At 61.3% G+C, this 18,304-nt stretch carries 11 protein-coding genes; 4 read left to right on the forward strand and 7 right to left on the reverse strand.

All coding sequences use genetic code 11. From position 1 onward, the window contains the following. The first annotated feature begins 37 nt into the window (after positions 1-37). Complete coding sequence (gene putP, locus MOQ67_RS03405; protein WP_017849816.1) at positions 38-1,522, forward strand: sodium/proline symporter PutP; 1,485 nt, start codon at positions 38-40, stop codon at positions 1,520-1,522. A gap of 83 nt (positions 1,523-1,605) precedes the next feature. Here the strand turns inward: putP and MOQ67_RS03410 are convergent, their stop codons facing one another. The 3 genes from MOQ67_RS03410 to MOQ67_RS03420 form a co-directional block, all read right to left on the reverse strand. Beyond that, a complete protein-coding gene (locus MOQ67_RS03410) occupies positions 1,606-1,980 on the reverse strand; it encodes a hypothetical protein (protein WP_126585360.1) in 375 nt (124 codons plus the stop codon). Continuing rightward, the gene (locus tag MOQ67_RS03415; RefSeq protein ID WP_198718331.1) at positions 1,970-2,917 is read right to left on the reverse strand and encodes a hypothetical protein; all 948 of its coding nucleotides are present in this window, start codon (positions 2,915-2,917) and stop codon (positions 1,970-1,972) included. Before MOQ67_RS03415 ends, MOQ67_RS03410 begins: the two co-directional genes overlap by 11 nt. A 299-nt stretch (positions 2,918-3,216) precedes the next feature. Beyond that, positions 3,217-4,494 (reverse strand): O-acetylhomoserine aminocarboxypropyltransferase/cysteine synthase family protein, encoded by a 1,278-nt coding sequence (locus MOQ67_RS03420; RefSeq protein ID WP_198718332.1) that lies wholly within the window; start codon positions 4,492-4,494, stop codon positions 3,217-3,219. A 251-nt stretch (positions 4,495-4,745) separates the two neighbouring features. Between MOQ67_RS03420 and MOQ67_RS03425 the strand changes: the two genes are divergently transcribed. Further along, the gene (locus MOQ67_RS03425) at positions 4,746-5,582 is read left to right on the forward strand and encodes a 23S rRNA (adenine(2030)-N(6))-methyltransferase RlmJ (protein ID WP_017849812.1); all 837 of its coding nucleotides are present in this window, start codon (positions 4,746-4,748) and stop codon (positions 5,580-5,582) included. 130 nt (positions 5,583-5,712) lie between these two features. Here the strand turns inward: MOQ67_RS03425 and msrA are convergent, their stop codons facing one another. From msrA to aceE, 4 genes are all read right to left on the reverse strand, one after another. Beyond that, complete coding sequence (gene msrA / locus MOQ67_RS03430; RefSeq protein WP_017849811.1) at positions 5,713-6,360, reverse strand: peptide-methionine (S)-S-oxide reductase MsrA; 648 nt, start codon at positions 6,358-6,360, stop codon at positions 5,713-5,715. A 73-nt stretch (positions 6,361-6,433) separates the two neighbouring features. After that, positions 6,434-9,127, reverse strand: coding sequence for a putative bifunctional diguanylate cyclase/phosphodiesterase (locus tag MOQ67_RS03435; protein WP_046490774.1), 2,694 nt, complete (start codon positions 9,125-9,127; stop codon positions 6,434-6,436). 304 nt (positions 9,128-9,431) lie between these two features. Continuing rightward, the gene (aceF, locus tag MOQ67_RS03440) at positions 9,432-11,084 is read right to left on the reverse strand and encodes a dihydrolipoyllysine-residue acetyltransferase (protein ID WP_198718333.1); all 1,653 of its coding nucleotides are present in this window, start codon (positions 11,082-11,084) and stop codon (positions 9,432-9,434) included. Positions 11,085-11,095: 11 nt separating this feature from the next. Then, positions 11,096-13,741, reverse strand: coding sequence for a pyruvate dehydrogenase (acetyl-transferring), homodimeric type (gene aceE, locus MOQ67_RS03445; protein ID WP_046490768.1), 2,646 nt, complete (start codon positions 13,739-13,741; stop codon positions 11,096-11,098). Positions 13,742-14,124: 383 nt separating this feature from the next. Here aceE and glnE point away from each other — a divergent pair, with 383 nt between their 5' ends. Together glnE and waaF are read left to right on the forward strand one after the other, a co-directional pair. Then, positions 14,125-17,064, forward strand: a complete 2,940-nt coding sequence (gene glnE / locus MOQ67_RS03450) for a bifunctional [glutamate--ammonia ligase]-adenylyl-L-tyrosine phosphorylase/[glutamate--ammonia-ligase] adenylyltransferase (protein ID WP_046384938.1) — start codon at positions 14,125-14,127, stop codon at positions 17,062-17,064. A gap of 204 nt (positions 17,065-17,268) precedes the next feature. Continuing rightward, complete coding sequence (waaF, locus tag MOQ67_RS03455) at positions 17,269-18,303, forward strand: lipopolysaccharide heptosyltransferase II (protein WP_046490763.1); 1,035 nt, start codon at positions 17,269-17,271, stop codon at positions 18,301-18,303. Position 18,304 lies beyond the last annotated feature (1 nt).

An 18,304-nucleotide genomic window follows, 5' to 3' on the forward strand; every position in this document is an offset into this window, starting at 1 on the left:
CGCCGCTACATAAAAACAAAGCCAGGGCGTCACTTCTATGAGCGTTAGTAATCCAACCCTGATCACGTTCGTGATCTACATCGCAGCAATGGTGCTGATCGGCTTCATGGCCTATCGCTCCACCAACAACCTTTCCGATTACATCCTGGGCGGTCGCAGCCTCGGTAGCGTGGTGACTGCCTTGTCAGCCGGTGCTTCCGACATGAGCGGCTGGTTGTTGATGGGCCTGCCGGGCGCGATCTACATGTCCGGCCTGTCGGAAAGCTGGATCGCCGTCGGCCTGATCGTCGGTGCGTACCTCAACTGGCTGTTCGTGGCCGGTCGCCTGCGCGTGCAGACCGAGCACAACGGTGACGCCCTGACGCTGCCGGATTACTTTTCCAGCCGTTTCGAAGATAAAAGCGGCCTGCTGCGGATCATCTCCGCAGTAGTGATCCTGGTGTTCTTCACCATCTATTGCGCTTCCGGCATCGTGGCCGGTGCCCGCCTGTTCGAAAGCACCTTCGGCATGTCCTACGAGACTGCGCTGTGGGCCGGCGCTGCGGCGACGATTGCCTACACCTTCGTCGGTGGTTTCCTGGCTGTGAGCTGGACTGACACCGTACAAGCCACCCTGATGATCTTCGCGCTGATCCTGACGCCGATCATCGTGTTGCTGGCCACCGGCGGTATCGATACCACGTTCCTGGCGATCGAAGCGAAGAACCCCGACAACTTCAACATGCTGAAAAACACCAGCTTCATCGGCATCATCTCGCTGATGGGCTGGGGCCTGGGTTACTTCGGCCAGCCGCACATCCTCGCGCGCTTCATGGCGGCGGATTCGGTGAAGTCGATCGCCAAGGCGCGTCGCATCTCCATGACCTGGATGATCCTGTGCCTGGGCGGCACCGTGGCCGTGGGCTTCTTCGGCATCGCCTACTTCTCGGCGCACCCGGAAGTGGCCGGCCCCGTGACCGAGAACCACGAGCGCGTGTTTATCGAGCTGGCCAAGCTGCTGTTCAACCCATGGATTGCTGGCGTTCTGCTGTCGGCGATTCTGGCGGCGGTCATGAGCACCTTGAGCTGCCAATTGCTGGTGTGCTCCAGCGCCCTGACCGAGGACTTCTACAAGACCTTCCTGCGCAAGAACGCTTCCCAGGTTGAGCTGGTGTGGGTCGGTCGTGTCATGGTGCTGCTGGTGGCGTTGATCGCCATCGCTATGGCTGCCAACCCGAATAACCGCGTGTTGGGCCTGGTGAGCTACGCCTGGGCCGGTTTCGGCGCCGCGTTCGGCCCTGTGGTACTGATCTCGGTGATCTGGAAGCAGATGACCCGCAACGGCGCACTGGCTGGCATTCTGGTCGGTGCGATCACCGTGATCGTGTGGAAGCATTTCGAATTGCTGGGTCTGTACGAAATCATCCCAGGCTTCATCTTCGCCAGCCTGGCGATCTACATCGTCAGCAAGCTGGGCGCGCCGACTGCGGGTATGGTTGAGCGCTTTGATGCTGCGGAAAAAGACTACAACCTCAACAAATAAAGCCTCGGGCGTTATGCGCCCGATGTGTTGAAGAAAACGGCTCGCTATCTTTTGGATAGCGGGCCGTTTTTTTCCTCAACTGGTCAGTCAAAGTAAATGACGATCAGACCTATCAATCCGGCTGCGCCAATAAGCGCCGTGCCATGAAGCATGAGCTTTGTGCTGCGCGGAAAGGCTTGTACCTGCGGGAGGTCAATGACTCCCCGTCTTGCATTTAGCCTGGGTAGTGCGACGGCCACATACACTGCGCAAAGCCTCATCATCCTTTCGCGCGGTGAGTTTCCCCAGTAGCTGCTGTGGAAGGCGACCAGGCGGCACTTGTTCAAGAGCGCTTCCATGGGTTCAAGTTTTCGGTAACACAAGAAGAGCCCGATGATGGTGGTGATGATGACTGCGGATGCAGAGCTGATGGCAATCAAGGAAGTAGCAGGGAGATTCAAGAAGTCATCAATACTCATACAAAAGCTCTCCTACCTTCTCGCCGCCTTCCCCACCTAAGTACCCACCGGCCGCACCTCCGGCTCCCCCGGCGAATAGCATGCAAGCTAAGGATACCGGACCAGTGGTGGGGGCCAATATGGCAAAGCATAGGAGTGATCCGGCAGCGCCGCCCACCACGCCGCCTGACACACCTAACGTCAGTTTCCCAAGTTCCACATATTTTGCTCTTCTGCATTGTTCTTCCCTCCCGGTAGAACACGCCTCCTTGATCTCCAACGCCGTCGCAGTCGTACTCAACGCAATGCCCAGCGGCGTGCCCTTTTTCAGCAGTTTTGCTGTCTTCGAAACTCGCGCAATCGTTTCGCTGTACCTCTTTATCTCTCCGCTGTGCAAATAGCTCTTGGTCGAGATTCCCAGCATTTTTTTGATCGAACCTTCATTGCGTAGCCCTGTGCCATAACGCGCAAAACTACGCATTTGCGCGTCCAGTTTGGCAAACAGGGTTTGGCGTCGAGCGAGGAACTCATCTCGCGCAGCACCGCCACCCCGGCGCAGGAATTGTTTGTGCAGTGCATCAATTTCTTCGAGGGTCTTTGCAATGTTTTGCAAGTGTCGACTCCAGGCATCACCCGCCGTGCCTATCCCCAGCGAAGCGTAGCCCAACAACTTTTTCAGCAAGTCATAGTTGTGCAGTGCAAAAGCATCCCCGCCTTCGGCCATCACGCTATGCCGAATATCCCAGGCGGCTCGCATCAAGTGTGACTCTTGCGGGGTGCAGATCGCAGTGGTTTCGTCACCGATGATCACTAACTGCCCTGGCAGTACGACAACATTGCGAATGTGGGTATTGAGGGTGTCGAACTTGGCTTCGGCGTATGGGCTCAAGCGCAAGCTTGCCTTGAGCTCCACCGAGGTTTGTTGGCGGTCATTGATGAAGGCATAGGGCTGAGGCATTAGCGACTCCCCAACCATGGTGATCGGTTCGAAGGGAGGTCATTGCTTGCCATGGAAACAGTCCTTTTTGAATGAGCATGGCTGCGCAATTTAAATAGCGGTTCGAGCGGTGTCGTGGTTTTGGCGGGGGATTTTTCGGTGGTTTTTTGCTTTTGGGAAAAGGGCTACTGAGTTGCGCCAGGTTTCCGACAGAGGCGTGAATTTTCACTGCCTTTACGCCGACGACCTTGCGGCACAAGGTCGCCTGCTTCACGCGCCATGCAGATGTTAGCCATGGCGCGCGGGTCGCTTATCTGGCCTCAGGCGTGCGTTGCAGCCAGCGCCTGTTGCAGATCTTCGATCAAATCTTCAATCGCCTCGATCCCCACCGACAGGCGAATCATCTCCGGCTTCACGCCGGCCTTGGCCTGTTCCTGCTCGTTCATCTGCCGATGGGTGGTGGACGCCGGGTGGCAGGCCAGGGATTTGGCGTCGCCGATGTTCACCAGGCGTTTGAAGATTTGCAGGGCGTCGTAGAAGCGTACACCGGCTTCGTAACCGCCCTTCAGACCAAACGACAGGATCGCCGACGGTTTGCCCTGCATGTATTTCTGCGCGAGTGCGTGGTGCGGATGATCGGGCAGCCCGGCGTAGCTGACCCATTCGACTTCGGCGTGATCTTGCAGGAACTGCGCGACCTTCAAAGCATTCTCGGTGTGGCGTTCCATGCGCAGGGCCAGGGTTTCCAGGCCTTGCAGCAGCAGGAAGGCGTTCATCGGCGCCAGCGCTGCGCCGGTGTTGCGCAGCGGCACGGTGCGGGCGCGGGCGATGAAGGCGGCGGGGCCGAATTTTTCGGTGTAGACCACGCCGTGGTAAGCCGGTTCGGGCTGGTTGAGGCCGGGGAATTTTTCCGCGTATTTCGCCCACGGGAACGTGCCGCTGTCGACAATCACACCGCCCAGGGAGTTGCCATGGCCGCCGACGTATTTGGTCACCGAATGCACCACGATATCGGCACCGAACTGGATCGGTTTGCACAGGATCGGCGTGGCCACAGTGTTGTCCACCATCAGCGGTACGCCACGGGCGTGGGCCACGTCGGCGAGGGCTTGCAGGTCGATGATGTTGCCCGCCGGGTTGCCGATGCTCTCGCAGTAGACCAGTTTGGTGTTGTCGTCGATCAGTTCGGCGATGGCGGCGGCGGAATCGTCGCGGGCGAAGCGCACATCGACGCCAAAGCTCGGCAGCAGGTGGGAGAACAGGGTGTAGGTGCCGCCATAGAGCTGCGGCGTGGTGACGATGTTGTCACCGGCGCGGGTCAGGGTCTGGATCGCATAGTGGATCGCTGCGCTGCCGGCGGACACGGCCAGCGCGGCGATACCGCCTTCGAGCGCGGCCATGCGTTGCTCCAGCACATCGTTGGTCGGGTTCATGATCCGCGTGTAGATATTGCCGGGTACGTCCAGGTTGAACAGGTCGGCACCGTGCTGGGCGTTATCGAATTCGAAGGCGACGTTCTGGTAGATCGGCACCGCGACGGCCTTGGTGGTCGGGTCGGACTTGAAGCCGTGGTGCAGGGCGATGGTGGCGTCTTTCATGGTTATTGTTGACCTCCTTGGTTTTTAAGGGCGCCCCCGGGCAGGGTGGGAGCTGGCTTGGCTGCGATGGCATCATCGCGGAGTGCAGGTAATACCGCGTCGCTTGTGTCGCGGGCAAGCCCGCACATGCTGTAAGGATTAGATTGTTTTCACAAGGACGCCTGTCTTTGCGGCATAAGCACCGCCCGGCATGCGGCCCTGCACCTTTGCCCGTGTAGCAGGTAAACTTCGCCCCCTGCGCAGGAGCAACCATGAATTATCGTCACGCCTTTCACGCCGGCAACCACGCCGATGTCTTCAAACACCTGACCTTGACCCGCCTCATCGCCTTGATGTCGCGCAAGGAGCAGCCGTTCGCCTACCTCGATACCCATGCCGGTATCGGTCTGTACGACCTGCAGGGCGATCAGGCCAACCGTACCGGTGAATACCTGGAAGGCATCGCCCGTCTGTGGGGCAAGAGCGATCTGCCGCCATTGACCGCCGACTACATGCGCGTGCTGCACGAGATGAACCCGGATGGCCAGTTGCGCTACTACCCCGGTTCGCCGGAACTGGCACGCCGCCTGACCCGCCCCCAGGACCGCGTGCTGCTCAATGAAAAGCACCCGGAAGACGGCGTGCTGCTCAAGGACAACATGAAGGGCGATCGTCGGGTCAAGGTTCACCTGGGCGAAGGCTGGCATGTGCCACGCGCGTTGCTGCCGGTGCCGGAAAAGCGTGCGCTGATGCTGATCGACCCGCCGTTTGAACAGCTCGACGAAATGCAGCGCTGCGCGGCGTCGCTCAAAGAGGCGGTCGGCCGCATGCGCCAGACGGTCGCGGCGATCTGGTACCCGGTGAAGGACCAGCGCATGCTGCGCCGTTTCTACCAGGACCTGGCCGGCACCGGTGCGCCGAAGTTGTTGCGCGTCGAATTGCTGGTGCATCCGTTGGACACGCCCAACACCCTGACCGGCTCGGGCCTGGCGATTGCCAACCCGCCGTGGGGCTTGGAAGAGGAGTTGCGTGAGCTGCTGCCGTGGCTGTCCAAGCAACTGGGCCAGACCCAGGGCGGGTGGCAGATGGATTGGCTGATTGCCGAGTAACCGAGTCTGGCGCAACACCAATGTGGGAGGGGGCTTGCCCCCGATAACGGTGTGTCAGTCCATACATCTGTACCTGATACATTGCTATCGGGGGCAAGTCGAACCGTCGCACCGCCCCTCCCACATTTTTTTAGATCGGGCAGGTCACGCCTGTACCGCCGATCCCGCAATAGCCCTGCGGATTCTTCGCCAGGTACTGCTGGTGATACGCCTCGGCGAAGTACACCGTCGGGGCCTCGTCGATTTCCGTGGTGATGGGGCCCAGGCCAGCCTTGGTCAGCTCTTGCTGATACGCCTGCGCACTGGCCTGCGCCGCCGCCAATTGCTCCGGCGTGGTGGCATAGATCACTGAACGGTACTGGCTGCCGATGTCGTTACCCTGGCGCATGCCCTGGGTCGGGTTGTGCAGTTCCCAGAACATCTTCAGCAAGTCTTCGTATTTCACCTTGGCCTGGTCATACACCACCAGCACCACTTCGCTATGGCCGGTCAGGCCCGAGCAGACTTCTTCGTAAGTCGGGTTCGGCGTGTAGCCGCCGGCATAACCGACCACGGTGCTGACCACGCCATCGCGCTGCCAGAATTTGCGTTCTGCGCCCCAGAAGCAGCCCAGGCCGAAGATCGCGAAGCCGACGTCGTCGAGGAACGGGCCGAGCAGCGGGTTGCCGTTGACGAAGTGCGTCTCCGGCAGCGTCATCGGGGTTTCGCGGCCAGGCAAAGCTTGTTCTGCAGTAGGAAGCACGTTTTTGTTCACCAGAATTTCCGAGCGCAAGACCATGATCAGTCCTCTCGTCAGGTTGAGTTAACAGTAAAGAATCAGACAACCAGTGTGCCCGAGTGTTACAGCGCTGTCAGGCGATTGGCCCGCGTGGGTAGCGTTTAAGCTTCTCGAGCAGCTCTGAACCGGGGATGGGCCGGTCGAACAGATAGCCCTGGCCGACGTCGCAACGGTGCCGACGCAGGAACGCCAACTGCTCGGCGGTCTCGATGCCTTCGGCCACGACCTTGAGCTTGAGGTTGTGGGCCATGGCGATCACGGCGGAGGTGATTTCCATGTCGTCCTGGTTGTCCGGGATTTCGTGGATAAAGCTGCGATCGATCTTGATGATGTCGATCGGGAATTTTTTCAAGTAGCTCAGCGACGAGTAACCGGTGCCGAAGTCGTCCATGGCCAGGGTCAGGCCCAGGCTTTTCAACTGGTCCAGTTGCAGACGGGTGTCCTCGGTGGCCTCCAGCAGCAGGCCTTCGGTCAACTCAAGTTCGAGCAGGTTGGCCGGCAGTTCTTCTTCCTTGAGGATCGAGGCAATCGAGGCCACCAGGTCCGGGTCGGAGAACTGTTTGGGCGACAGGTTGATCGCCACCTGCAGGTTGCCCAGGCCGGCGGCGCTCAGTTGCTTGCTCATGCGGCAGGCCTGGCGGGCGATCCATTTGCCGATGGGGATGATCAGGCCGGTTTCTTCGGCCACGCTGATGAACTGGTCGGGGCGGATCATGCCCTTTTCCGGGTGGTTCCAGCGCAGCAGCGCTTCCATGCCCAACAAGCGGCCACTGCGCAGGCACAGCTTGGGCTGGTAGAACACGTCCAGCTCGTTCTGGGTCAGGGCGCGGCGCAGGTTGTTTTCCACGAACAGTTTGTAGCTGGCCTCGGCGTTCAGCGCTTCGGTAAACACTTGTACCTGGTGTTTGCCGTTGGCTTTGGCCTTGTGCAGGGCCAAGCCGGCGTTGCGCATCAGGGTTTGCGGGTCGCGGCCATGCAGCGGCGCGCAGGCCAGGCCCACGGAGCCGGTGACGCTGATCAATTGGTTGTCGACGAACATCGGCTTGTCGAGGGTCGCCAGCAGTTGGCTGGCAACGAGCTGGCCGCTCTCCAGGTCGGTGTCGTCGAGCAATACCGCAAATTCGTTACTGGCAAAGCGCGCCAGGCTGCCGCCGGCGCTGAGGCTGTTGCGCAGGCGCCGGGCCAGGCTGATCAGCAGCTTGTCGCCGGTCTGGTGGCCGAGGCTGTCGTTGATCCGCTTGAAGTTGTCGATGTCCACCAGCAACAGGCAGATCGGGCTGTCGCTGTCGCGGGCAAAGCGTTCGTCGAGGTTGCGGATAAACGCCGGACGGTTGCCCAGGTTGGTCAGGTTGTCGGTATAGGCCAGGCGCTCGATGCGCTGCTGGGCCAGCTTGGTCTGGGTGATGTCTTCGTAGATGCCGATATAGTGGGTCAGCTCGCGATTGTCGCCATAGACCTTGGAGATCGACAGCTGGCCCCAATAGGGTTCCAGGTTCTTGCGTCGGCTCTTGAACTCGCCCTGCCAGCTGTTGCTCTTGGCCAGGCTCGACGGTGCGTCGAACAGTAATTCGCTGAGGTTTTCCAGCGCGGGCAATTGCGCCAGGCGATGGCCGTGGACCTCTTCGGTACTGTACTGGGTGATCGCGGTGAAACTGGGGTTGACGTACTCCACCACGCCATCGCAATTGACCAGCAGGAAGGCGTTGGCGCTTTGTTCCACCGCGCGCTGAAACAGGTGCAGGGCGCTGGTGGCGGTACGACGGTTGTGATTGTTGATCACTTGCGCGAACTGATCCGCCAGCTCGCCGGCAAAGGCGATCTCGTCGGACTGCCAGGCGCGCGTGCAGCCGTTTTGTTCCAGGCACAACACGCCAACGACCTGGCCATCGACACGGATACTCGCGTCGAGCATCGCATGCACGTCGTTGGCCTGCAGCGATTCGGCCATTTCGCGGGTGCGTGGGTCGCGCATGACATTGGTAGCATCGATCGCCCGGCTGGTCTGCAGGGCTTCGAGGTAGTCCGGAAAGCCACTGGCATCAATCGGTTCGGGCAAGTGGTGGCGCTGATCGGCGCGCTGGTACGCCGAAATCGGTACCAGGCGCTGGCCTTCGAGGTTCCAGATGCTGGCGCAATCGATCTGGTAGATATCGCAGGCGCTGCGGGTGATCAGCTCGGCGGCTTCCTGCAGCGAATTATTCGTGGTGTAGCGCTGGCGCGCGAGCAGCAGGATCAGCTCTTGCTGCGCGCGTACCCGTTCCAGGTGCAGCAACTGTTCCTGTTGCGCGCGCTGGTTGAGTTCCAGGGCGATCTGCAGGCGGCTGTTCTGGTTTTCCAGGTCTGCTGTCGGCGCCGTCGACGGGATCTCGCTGAACAGGCCGTCGACCACCATCAGGTAGCCCCGCAGCAGGTGGCGATTGTGTTGTTTGTAGGCTTCGCCCAGTTCCAGCAAGCTTAGAGGGCCGTCGTTGGTGTGCAGGGTGTAGCGCACCAGGTAATGAGGGCTCTCGGCCAGTTGCTGCTGGATGGCATCGTGCAGTTGATAACGCGCCTGTGGCTCCATCAGGCTGGCGTAGGGCGAGCCGATCAGCGCGCACAGTTCAACCGCCGGCAGGCCGAATTGGCGCTCGCAATTGGGGTCGAGGTAGAGCAGGGCCCAGCTTGCCTCATTCAGCCGCTCGAAACGCAGCATACCGAGGCGCGAAGGCACCGGTAATTGCGTCACTACCTCGGCCGCCGTCCGGGCGACATCGGGTTGGCTTTTCATGGGGAAGCTCACTTGAAAAAACGCACTCGGCGCCGGGCTCACGCCCTCTTTACTGTTGCCTGCAGCAAGGTTGCATCATGCAGCCCAGGCTGACAAGAGAGGATGAAGGCTAAGTGCTATAAGGGTTATATCGGCTGCGCGGTCGATTTCTGCAATCGGGGTGATAGGTGGTGTACAACCCTGTTTTTACTGTCCAAGAAACGCGCAAAAAAAGCCCCGCCAAGTGGCGGGGTTGAGGTACGAGCGTGGCGCTCGGAAATCGATGCAATCGGGCCTCCCTCGTGCAAGGGAGGCCCGTCGCGGCTTACAGCAAGATGGTGCGGATGTCGTTCAGCAGTTGGCTCAGGCGCTGGGTGAAGCGTGCCGCCGCGGCGCCGTTGATCACGCGGTGATCGTAGGACAGCGACAGTGGCAGCATCAGCTTCGGCTGGAAGGCTTTACCGTCCCAGACCGGCTGGATGGTCGCCTTGGAAACGCCCAGGATCGCCACTTCCGGCGCATTGACGATTGGCGTGAAGCCAGTGCCGCCAATGTGGCCGAGGCTGGAGATGGTGAAGCATGCGCCCTGCATGTCGTCCGCGGTGAGCTTCTTGTCGCGGGCCTTGGCAGCCAGCGCAGCGGCTTCGGCAGCCAGTTGCAGCAGGCTCTTCTGGTCGACGTTCTTGATGACCGGTACCAGCAGGCCATCCGGGGTGTCGACGGCAAAGCCGATGTGAACGTACTTCTTGCGAATGATCGCCTTGCCGCTTGGCGCCAGCGAACTGTTGAAGTCCGGCAGCTCCTTGAGCAGGTGCGCGCAGGCCTTGAGCAACAGTGGCAGCACGGTCAGTTTCACGCCGGCCTTCTCGGCCACGGCTTTCTGCGCAACGCGGAAAGCTTCCAGGTCGGTGATGTCGGCCTGGTCGAATTGGGTTACGTGCGGGATGTTCAGCCAACTGCGGTGCAGGCTCGACGCGCCGATTTGCATCAGGCGGGTCATCTGCACTTCTTCGGTTTCGCCGAAGCGGCTGAAGTCCACGACCGGGATCGGCGGAATGCCCGCACCACCGGTAGCATTGCCGGCAGCCGGGGCTTCCTTGGCTTTCTGCATCATGGATTTGACGTAAACCTGCACGTCTTCCTTGAGCACGCGACCGTGCGGGCCGGTGGCCGTGACGGCGTTCAGCTCGACGCCGAACTCGCGGGCCAGTTGGCGCACGGCAGGGCCGGCGTGAACCTTGGCACCGCTTCGTGCCGGTGCCGCCGCCGGGGCCGGTGCGGCCTCGGCTTTTGCGGCAGGCGCTGGAGCTGGAGCCGCGGCGGCCGGTGCGGCTTCAGCCTTGGCAGCCGGCGCAGCGGCCGGTGCCGGGGCAGCAGCCGACGCAGCGCCTTGGACTTTCAGCTTGAGGATGAAGTCGCCAGTGCCGACTTCGTCTTCCAGCTTGACCGCGATGCTTTCCACCACGCCGGCAGCCGGCGAAGGGATTTCCATGGAGGCCTTGTCGGACTCCAGGGTGATCAGCGACTGGTCGGCTTCGACGGTGTCGCCGACCTTGACCAGCAGTTCGATGATCTTGGCCTTGCCCGACGAGCCGATGTCCGGGACATGAATGTCCTGGATGGTGGCTGCGGTCGGTGCGGCAGCCGGGGCCGCAGGGGCCTCGGCAGCAGCAGGTTTTTCAGCCGGCGCTGGCGCTGGCGCCGGTGCTGCCGCGGCAGCTGGAGCAGGGGCCGCAGCGGCGGCGCCCTCGATTTCCAGCTCCAGCAGTTCGTCGCCTTCTTTCAGGCGATCGCCCAGCTTCACTTTCAGGCTCTTGACCACGCCGGCCTTGGGAGCAGGGATTTCCATGCTCGCCTTGTCCGATTCCAGGGTCAGGATGCTCTGGTCGGCTTCGACGGTGTCGCCGACCTTCACAAACAGCTCGATTACTTCACCTTCACCGCTGCCGATGTCAGGTACGCGAATGAGTTCGCTCACAAAAAGTCTCCTCAGCAGTCCAGTGGGTTGCGTTTTTCCGGGTTGATCCCGAACTTGACGATGGCGTCAGCCACCACCTTGGGTTCGATCTCACCGCGGTCAGCCAAGGCTTCCAGGGCTGCCAACACCACGAAGTGACGGTCGACTTCGAAGAAGTGACGCAGCTTCTTGCGGCTGTCACTGCGGCCGAAACCGTCGGTGCCCAGGACTTTGAATTCCTTGGACGGGACCCACTGGCGAATTTGTTCAGCAAACAGTTTCATGTAGTCGGTGGATGCGATCACCGGACCTTTACGGCCAGTCAGGCATTCTTCGACGTAGCTCACTTCAGGCTTCTGACCTGGGTGCAGGCGGTTGTTGCGTTCTACGGCCAGGCCGTCGCGACGCAGTTCGTTGAAGCTGGTCACGCTCCACACGTCGGCGCCGACGTTGAATTCGTCACGCAGGATCTTCGCCGCTTCACGCACTTCGCGCAGGATGGTGCCGGAGCCCATCAGTTGCACGTGATGCGCTGCTTCCTTGGTGTCTTCTTCGAGCAGGTACATGCCCTTGATGATGCCTTCCTCGACACCGGCCGGCATGGCAGGTTGCTGGTAGGACTCGTTCATCACGGTGATGTAGTAGAAAACGTCCTGCTGCTCCTGGGTCATCTTCTTCATGCCGTCCTGGATGATCACCGCCAGCTCATAGCCGTAGGTTGGATCAAAGGTGCGGCAGTTCGGAATGGTGGCCGCCAGGATGTGGCTGTGACCGTCTTCGTGTTGCAGGCCTTCGCCGTTCAGCGTGGTGCGGCCGGCGGTGCCGCCGATCAGGAAGCCACGGGTACGGCTGTCGCCTGCTGCCCAGGCCAGGTCGCCGATACGCTGGAAGCCGAACATCGAGTAGAAGATGTAGAACGGCAGCATCGGCTGGTTGTGGCAGGAGTACGACGTACCGGCCGCGATGAAGGAACTCATGGCGCCCGCTTCGTTGATGCCTTCTTCGAGGATCTGGCCCTTCTTGTCTTCCTTGTAGAACATCACCTGGTCTTTATCGACTGGCTCGTAGAGCTGGCCGACGGAGGAGTAGATGCCCAACTGACGGAACATGCCTTCCATACCGAAGGTACGGGCTTCGTCCGGGATGATCGGCACGATGCGCGAACCGACTTCCTTGTCCTTGACCAGTTGCGCGAGGATTCGCACGAAGGCCATGGTGGTGGAGATTTCACGGTCGCCCGAGCCGTCGAGGATGGCCTTGAGGGTATCCAGCGCCGGTGTTGGGATGTTGACGCTCTTGGCACGGCGCTGTGGCACGAAACCGCCCAGCGCGGCACGACGCTCGCTCAGGTAGCGGGCTTCAGCGCTGTTCGGCTCTGGCTTGAAGAACGGCAGGTTCTCCAGCTCTTCGTCCTTGACCGGGATGTCGAAGCGGTCGCGGAACAACTTCAGGCTGCCGACATCGACTTTCTTGGTGTTGTGCGCAGTGTTCTTCGCTTCGCCGGCACCGGTGCCATAACCCTTGATGGTCTTGGCCAGGATGACGGTCGGTTGTTCTTTGTGGTTGACCGCTTCGTGGTACGCCGCGTAGACCTTGTACGGGTCGTGGCCGCCACGGTTGAGTTTCCAGATCTCGTCGTCGGACAGGTCGGCAACCATCGCCTTGAGTTCAGGCGTGTTGAAGAAGTGTTCACGCACGAACGCGCCGTCTTTGGCCTTGTAGTTCTGGTACTCGCCGTCGATGACTTCGTCCATGCGACGTTGCAGGATACCGTCGACGTCCTTGGCCAGCAGTGGGTCCCAGAAACGGCCCCAGATGACTTTGGTCACGTTCCACTGAGCACCGCGGAACACGCCTTCGAGTTCCTGGATGATCTTGCCGTTGCCGCGAACCGGGCCGTCGAGGCGCTGCAGGTTGCAGTTGATGACGAAGATCAGGTTGTCCAGCTTCTCGCGGCCGGCCAGGGAGATGGCACCCAGGGATTCCGGCTCGTCGCACTCGCCGTCGCCCAGGAAGCACCAGACTTTCTGCTTGCCTTCGGGGATGAAACCACGGGCTTCCAGGTACTTCATGAAGCGCGCCTGGTAGATCGCCTGGATCGGGCCCAGCCCCATGGAAACGGTCGGGAACTGCCAGAAATCAGGCATCAGCCAAGGGTGCGGGTAGGACGACAGGCCCTGACCGTCGACTTCCTGGCGGAAGTTGTTCATCTGTTCTTCGCTGATGCGACCTTCCATGAACGCACGGGCGTAGACGCCTGGCGAGGTGTGGCCCTGGAAGTAGATCAGATCGCCGCCGTGTTCGTCGGTCGGGGCCTGGAAGAAGTAGTTGAAGCCGATGTCATAGAGCGTTGCGCTGGAAGCGAAGCTGGAGATGTGACCGCCCAGGTCAGAATCTTTCAAGTTCGTACGCATTACCATCGCCATGGCGTTCCAACGTACCAGCGAGCGAATGCGGCGTTCCATGAACAGGTCGCCAGGCATGCGTGCTTCGTGGGTAACAGGGATGGTATTGCGATATGGCGTGGTGATGGCGTAGGGCAGTTGCGAGCCGCTGCGGGTCGCGAGTTCGCCCATACGGGTCATCAGATAGTGAGCACGGTCTTCGCCTTCTTTGTCGAGAACCGATTCCAGGGCGTCCAGCCATTCCTGGGTTTCGACGGGATCGAGGTCTTGCATGGCTTGCTCCAGGGCGGAAAGGCTACCAGAATCGGTTGCCTGAAGTTTGCGACTGGCCTTGTGGGCAGACGACATAAATTCTTGGATGGCCGGAGGTTGCTCCGGCGTCCTGTAGTTTTACTACAAATCGTCGGCCATTTCAGCCTTTCGAATGTATATACGAGTAGTAAAACTACACAAGACTGAGCGGATTGCTCGGTCCGTTAGGTGAGCATAATCGTTATTGTTGATCTTTTGCGAAGAAGAAAAGGTAGAAATTTAATGTTACCTGCCAAAATTTATGAATTTTCAGCTATTTCTAACTTTTGTTCGACAGTCATTCATCGCGCCTGCCTCCTGCGTTCACCGCAACAAGCCCTTTACGCGCCGTTCAAGGATAGACCATGAGCCTTCCAACGCTGGCCGAGCTGCCGGCCGTTCTCTTGCCGTTCGCCATTCGGGCCGAACAGTCATTCCGTGACGCAGTGGCCGCGCTGGACGACGATCATGGCCTTTCTGAATGGACGCCGCAACGCTGGGCCGATTTCGCGCGGGTGTGCGCGGCCAGTGATTTCGTGATTGAACAGAGTGTTCGTGACCCGTTGATGTTGCTCGAACTGGTCGCCTGGGGCGAGTTGGACCGTGGCTTTGCGCCGGGCGAGCTGTGCGGGCAGATCGCCGGTGCCGTGCAACAGGCTGAAACAGAAGATGAGTTGGGCCGCGTGCTGCGCCGCCAGCGTACCCGCCAGCAAGTCCGCATCATCTGGCGCGACCTGACCCGCCAGGCGGATCTGGTGCAAACCTGTCGCGACCTCTCCGACATGGCCGACGCCAGCATCGACCAGGCCTACCAGTGGCTGTACCAGCGCCATTGCGCGCAGTTCGGCACGCCGACCGGGCGCCGCAGCGGTGAGCCGCAGCAGATGGTGATCCTCGGCATGGGCAAGCTCGGCGCGGTGGAGCTGAACCTGTCATCCGACATCGACTTGATCTTCGCCTACCCCGAAGGCGGCGAGACGGTGGGGGTGAAGCGCGCCCTGGATAACCAGGAGTTCTTCATTCGCCTGGGGCAAAAACTGATCAAGGCCCTCGACCCGATGACCGTCGACGGTTTTGTCTTCCGTGTCGACATGCGCCTGCGGCCTTACGGTTCGGCGGGCGCGCTGGTGCTCAGCTTCAATGCGTTGGAACAGTATTACCAGGACCAGGGCCGCGACTGGGAGCGCTACGCCATGATCAAGGCGCGCGTGGTGGCCGGCGATCAGGTGGCCGGTGCGCAACTGCTCGACATGCTGCGACCGTTCGTCTACCGCCGCTATTTGGACTTCTCCGCCATCGAAGCGCTGCGCACCATGAAGCAGTTGATCCAGCAGGAAGTGCGGCGCAAGGGCATGGCCGACAACATCAAGCTCGGTTCGGGCGGCATCCGCGAAGTGGAATTTATCGCCCAGGCGTTCCAGCTGATCCATGGCGGGCGCGACCTCAGCCTGCAGCAACGGCCGTTGCTCAAGGTGCTGGGCACCCTGGAAGGCCAGGGCTACCTGCCGCCGGCGGTGATCGCCGAGTTGCGCGATGGCTACGAATTCCTGCGTTACACCGAGCATGCGATCCAGGCGATTGCCGACCGCCAGACCCAGATGCTGCCGGACAGCCCCGAAGACCAGGCGCGCATTGCCTTTATGCTTGGCTTCGCCGATTGGGCCGCGTTCCATGAGCGCCTGATGTACTGGCGTGGGCGGGTGGACTGGCACTTCCGCCAGGTGATCGCCGATCCGGATGAAGAAGACGGCGAAGAAAGCGAATTGGTCGTCGGTGGGGAATGGTTGCCACTGTGGGAAGAGTCCCAGGACGAAGACGCGGCCTGCCGCCAACTGGCCGAAGGTGGCTTCACTGACGCGCCCAAAGCGCTCAAGGCCTTGGCCGGCCTGCGCGGCAGCCCGCAATTGCGCGCTATGCAGCGCCTCGGTCGCGAGCGTCTGGATGCGTTTATCCCGCGTCTGCTGGCGCAGGCCGTCGAGCACGCCAACCCGGACCTGGTGCTGGAGCGCGTCTTGCCGCTGGTGGAAGCCGTCGCCCGGCGGTCAGCCTACCTGGTGTTGCTCACGGAAAACCCCGATGCCCTGCGGCGCCTGTTGACCTTGTGCGCCGCCAGCCCGTGGATCGCCGAACAGATCACCCGCTTCCCACTGTTGCTCGACGAATTGCTCAACGAAGGCCGCTTGTTCAAGCCGCCGTTGGCGCCGGAACTCGCCGCCGAACTGCGCGAACGCCTCACGCGTATCCCCGAAGACGACCTTGAGCAGCAAATGGAAGCGCTGCGGCACTTCAAGCTGGCTCACCGCTTGCGGGTGGCCGCCTCGGAAATCGCCGGCAGCCTGCCGCTGATGAAAGTCAGCGACTACCTGACCTGGCTCGCCGAAGCCATCCTCGAACAAGTGCTGGCCCTGGCCTGGCGCCAGACCGTCGCCCGCCACGGCGCGCCGCAACGGTTGGATGGCAGCGTGTGCGATCCTGGGTTCATCATCGTCGGTTATGGGAAAGTCGGCGGCATCGAATTGGGGCATGGTTCGGACTTGGACCTGGTGTTTATCCATGACGGCGACCCGCAGGCCGAAACCGATGGCGCCAAGCCGATCGACGGCGCGCAGTTCTTCACGCGCCTGGGCCAGCGGATCATTCACTTGCTGACCACGCAGACCAACTCGGGGCAATTGTATGAAGTGGACATGCGCCTGCGGCCGTCGGGCGCATCCGGTTTGCTGGTGAGTTCCCTCGGCGCCTTCGCGCGCTATCAGGAAAACGAAGCCTGGACCTGGGAACATCAGGCGCTGATCCGCGCGCGGGTGTTGGTGGGCAGCCAGGACGTGGGCCGCGCCTTCGAGCAGGTGCGGGCCAAGGTGTTGGGCCGTGAACGCGACTTGACGAAGCTGCGCCAGGAGGTCAGCGAGATGCGCGCCAAGATGCGCGATAATCTCGGGACCCGGGCCACGGCGGCCGGTACCGGCGCGAATGCCTTCGAACCGACGGTGGCGTTCGACCTCAAGCAGGACGCCGGAGGTATCGTCGATATTGAATTTATGGTGCAATACGCCGCTTTGGCATGGTCTGCGCAACATCCATCGTTGCTGCGCTACACCGACAATATCCGCATTCTGGAGGGTCTGGAGCAGGTCGGGCTGATGCCCGCCGCCGATGCCCATTTACTGCGCGAGGTATATAAGGCCTACCGTTCCGCGGCGCACCGCCAGGCTTTGCAGAACGAAGCCGGTACGGTGGCCGGGGATCAGTTCGCCGACGAACGGCGCCAGGTGATGCGAATCTGGCAGGCGCTGGGGTTAAGCTGACACTCGATTAAATGAGCGACGCCAATCTAATGTGGAAACCGGCTTCATGTGGGAGCAGGCTTGCTCGTGATGCAGGCGCTGCGGTCTGTCTAGCGGACCGCGGTGATGCTATCGCGAGCGAGCCCGCTGCCACACAAAGTGCGATCTACAGTAATCATCGAGGCGGGGAGGCGTAAGCCTCCCCGCATCGTTTGTGGAAACTACATGAATATTCTGATCGTTGGGCCCAGCTGGGTCGGTGACATGGTGATGGCGCAGACACTGTTCCAGTGCCTCAAACAACGTCATCCCGACTGCCAAATCGACGTGCTCGCCCCTGAGTGGAGCCGGCCGATCCTTGAGCGCATGCCGCAAGTGCGCCAGGCCTTGAGCTTCCCGCTCGGCCATGGCGCTCTCGAACTGGCGACCCGCCGTCGCATCGGCAAATCCCTGGCCGGGCAGTACGACCAGGCGATCTTGCTGCCCAACTCGATGAAGTCGGCGCTGGTGCCGTTTTTCGCCGGCATTCCCAAGCGCACCGGCTGGCGCGGCGAGTTTCGCTACGGTCTGCTCAACGACGTGCGCAAGCTCGACAAGGCGCGCTACCCGCTGATGATCGAACGCTTCATGGCCCTGGCCTACGCGCCGGGTGCCGAGTTGCCGACGCCGTATCCGCGCCCGAGCCTGCAGATCGACCCGATCACCCGCGACGCGGCCCTGGCCAAGTTCGACCTGGCCCTCGACCGTCCGGTGCTCGCGCTGTGCCCCGGTGCCGAGTTTGGCGAGTCCAAGCGCTGGCCGTCGGAGCATTACGCCAAAGTCGCGGAGACGAAGATCCGCGAAGGCTGGCAGGTGTGGCTGTTCGGTTCGAAGAACGACCATGCGGTGGGTGAAGACATCCGCCAGCGCCTGATCCCCGGCCTGCGCGAAGAAGCGGTGAACCTCAGTGGCGACACCTCGCTGGCCGAGGCCATCGACTTGCTGTCCTGCGCGGATGCGGTGGTGTCCAACGACTCCGGGCTGATGCACGTCGCGGCGGCGCTGAACCGCCCGCTGGTCGCGGTGTACGGCTCGACCTCCCCAGGGTTTACCCCGCCGTTGGCCGACAAGGTCGAAGTGGTGCGCCTGGGCCTGGAATGCAGCCCGTGTTTTGACCGCACCTGCCGTTTCGGCCACTACAACTGCCTGCGCCAGTTGTTGCCGCAACCGGTCAACGAAGCCTTGCAGCGGTTGCAGGGCTCTGTGGTCGAGGTTCACTGAG

The organism is Pseudomonas sp. LY-1 (assembly GCF_053502595.1).

Coding starts and splice junctions, on each gene's coding strand:
- putP (WP_017849816.1), top strand. CDS start 38: ATGAGCGTTAGTAATCCAACCCTGATCACGTTCGTGATCTACATCGCA.
- MOQ67_RS03410 (WP_126585360.1), bottom strand. CDS start 1,980: ATGAGTATTGATGACTTCTTGAATCTCCCTGCTACTTCCTTGATTGCC.
- MOQ67_RS03415 (WP_198718331.1), bottom strand. CDS start 2,917: ATGCCTCAGCCCTATGCCTTCATCAATGACCGCCAACAAACCTCGGTG.
- MOQ67_RS03420 (WP_198718332.1), bottom strand. CDS start 4,494: ATGAAAGACGCCACCATCGCCCTGCACCACGGCTTCAAGTCCGACCCG.
- MOQ67_RS03425 (WP_017849812.1), top strand. CDS start 4,746: ATGAATTATCGTCACGCCTTTCACGCCGGCAACCACGCCGATGTCTTC.
- msrA (WP_017849811.1), bottom strand. CDS start 6,360: ATGGTCTTGCGCTCGGAAATTCTGGTGAACAAAAACGTGCTTCCTACT.
- MOQ67_RS03435 (WP_046490774.1), bottom strand. CDS start 9,127: ATGAAAAGCCAACCCGATGTCGCCCGGACGGCGGCCGAGGTAGTGACG.
- aceE (WP_046490768.1), bottom strand. CDS start 13,741: ATGCAAGACCTCGATCCCGTCGAAACCCAGGAATGGCTGGACGCCCTG.
- glnE (WP_046384938.1), top strand. CDS start 14,125: ATGAGCCTTCCAACGCTGGCCGAGCTGCCGGCCGTTCTCTTGCCGTTC.
- waaF (WP_046490763.1), top strand. CDS start 17,269: ATGAATATTCTGATCGTTGGGCCCAGCTGGGTCGGTGACATGGTGATG.